General features: G+C 55.6%; 2 protein-coding genes. One reads left to right on the top strand and one right to left on the bottom strand.

Annotation, left to right across the window (positions count from 1 at the left end; all coding sequences use genetic code 11):
- Positions 1-64: 64 nt before the first annotated feature.
- The gene (locus ACETWG_04625; GenBank protein ID MFB0515875.1) at positions 65-1,135 is read right to left on the bottom strand and encodes a GNA1162 family protein; all 1,071 of its coding nucleotides are present in this window, start codon (positions 1,133-1,135) and stop codon (positions 65-67) included.
- Between the two features lie 338 nt (positions 1,136-1,473).
- On the opposite strand from ACETWG_04625, the gene ACETWG_04620 reads away from it, so the two are divergent.
- Positions 1,474-2,706: transketolase (locus ACETWG_04620; protein ID MFB0515874.1), on the top strand; the 1,233-nt coding region annotated here is incomplete at its 3' end.

Genomic DNA, 2,706 nt, shown 5'->3' with positions numbered 1-2,706 from the left:
GGGCAACCTGAAGAGCTATGAAAATCCTTATAGGTGCTTTGGTTCGCATGTGTTTCTCCTGAGATCAATTAAAATAGAACCCGCGGTGAATGGTAACATAAAAACCGGTGTTTCCGGTCAAGGTATAGCCTACGGTGATCGATAGAGCAGCATTGGGGAATAGGCGGGCATAGCGCCAGCGCAGGGCTTCGATGCCCGCAATCACAGACACTGCCGGTTCTGGCGGACTTTCGATATCCGACCACTGCCGGTCCTGCCCGATACGGAGCCCGACGTAACGTTTCTTCGGCCCCCTGGTGACGGGCGCATAAAGCAGGTTAACCGACTGGGTGAAGAATGACAGATTGACCTGAACTCCTATTCTTTGCCGCCAAGCTCCCAGCTGCATTCCGAAGAGATTGGGATAGCCGTAGATGAATCCGGCCCCGACCTTCAGGTTAGGATTTTCCCAGCGCCACGAGGGATAGCCCGGTCTGGCCGGTCCCCAGGGCAGGGTGGAAAGCTGCCCCGCGACCAGCTCCTTTGATTCGTCCATCAAGGGACGGTGCCGGGCCTTCTCGAACACGCGCCGGGTCAGGTGGGACAGCAGGTATGAGCCGATATCGGTGATATTTTCTGCTATTTGTCGCTTTCTAATCGTGGCCTGATCTTCCCAGAGAACTTCTCCGGTATAGATATCAACCAAACGGCTTTGCGTCGCCACGCTGCGCTCGTTGTATAGACCGGTGATGAAGTGCTTGAAATCCACGATCTCGCCATACACCAGGGCGTCAGCATCCAGCAGCTCTTGCAGTTCCTCGACGGAAATGGCGTTCAGCTGCCCGCCATAAGAGATGCCTTCTTCCCTCAAAGTGAGGGTAACGGCTCCGGGATCAAGGATCGTATAACCGCTCTTCTGGATTTCGCGGTTCATTAAATCCCTGATCATCTCCGGGGCGTCTATGTCCGTAGTTTGGTTGTCAAAGGGGAGGACGGCGATGCTGGTTGGAATGTGTTCCTGGTAATCCTCCGCCAGAAATTCGGCCTGAGGCATGTCCCGCAGGAATCGGCTGAATGGGCCGGCACAGCCAGCGAGCAATAAGGCTATCGATATAAACAGAATGATCCTACCGGCATATAAATATTTGGATTTCATAACTAATGACTGGTTTCTCGTCGCTATCTCCTTTCTAGACGCGAAGCTGCGATCCTTCTATAATCTGAGGAGGATCAAAACCTCTGAATTCATAGGTTCCTCACACCTATCCGGTTCCATTTATCTTCGGTTATGAAAGGGTAATTCCTTTAGAATGGCTGCAATATGCATCGGGATACAATCCCACGGAAGATCGATAATAGTTTATTCGATATTACGTTGAATGGCAAACGGTATCCTGCGTTGGCATCCAACCAGCCGTGGAGGTAAATTGGCCCCTACCAGATATCTGGGATTTGCCATCCTTATAACCGTTATATCAGCGAGTTTATGTACCGATGACCACTATCCAGGCTATCAATGAAGTCAAGGGACTGATTATGGACACGGTTCGGAAGGCCAATTCGGGCCACACCGGCGGTGCCCTCTCGTCCATCGATTTTGCCTATCTCCTTTTCCACGATATCCTCCGCTATGATCCCGACGACCCGGAGTGGTTAAACCGTGATCGCTTTGTACTCTCGGCGGGACATGAGTCGGCCCTGCTTTACGCCCTGCTGTATCTAATCGGATACCTGGAGCTGGAAGATTTGCTCAACTTCCGCCAGCTCGGCAGCCGCACCCCGGGTCACCCCGAGGTGGCTCTGACCCCCGGCGTGGAGGCTACTTCCGGTCCCCTGGGACAGGGAGTGGCCATGGCCGTCGGCATGGCAGTGGCGGAAGAGATGCTCCGGGCCCGATTGGGCGCTGACATTGTGGACCATGCGACTTACTGCTTGTGCAGTGATGGGGATCTCCAGGAGCCGGTAGCCCTGGGCGCTGCGTCACTGGCCGGCCACTGGCGTCTGGGACGACTTATCATGTATTACGATTGCAATCAGGTCCAGATCTCCGGTCGGACCAGTCGGGTGGACTCTACAGTGATTGATCAAGTGTTCAAAGGATTCGGCTGGCAAGTGCTGGAGGTTGACGGCCATGATTATGATGCCATCCGGGAGGCTGTAGCCGCCGGGCAGGCCAATCAAGACCAGCCGACGCTCATTGTTGGACATACCATCATGGCCCACGGCGCGGCCACCATGGAGGGTTCCCCCGAGACCCACGGTGCACCGCTGCCACCGGAGGAAATTGCCGCCACTAAAACCAGGCTGGGCCTGGATCCTGACAAATTTTTCCACCTTTCGCCAGAGATCGGCGAAACCTTCCGTCAGCGGCACCAGGAGCTGCGGCGGCTAGTCGGGGACTGGAAAGCCGGGATCGAGAAACGCAAGCAGGACGCTGATTTCCGGGAGCAGTGGGATGCCTTTTTCGGCCCTGCGAAACTGGACGCGGTGTCCTGGCCGGAATTCGAATCCGGAGCGAGTGTAGCCACCCGCAAAGCCTTCGGCAAGGCTCTCGAAGCGATAGCGGAAGTCGTTCCTAACCTGGTAGGGGGTTCAGCTGATCTGGAGCCGTCCAACAACACCGGTGGCTTTGCCCGGGCCTATGGCGATTTCAGCGCCAGCCACCGCACCGGTCGTTCGCTCGCTTACGGCGTACGCGAATTCCCGATGGGAGCGATCAACAACGGT

This window comes from Candidatus Neomarinimicrobiota bacterium (assembly GCA_041862535.1).
Lineage (GTDB): Bacteria > Fidelibacterota > Marinisomatia > SCGC-AAA003-L08 > TS1B11.
Note: the sequence above shows the minus strand (reverse complement) of the source record. Positions and strands in the feature narration are given on the sequence as shown.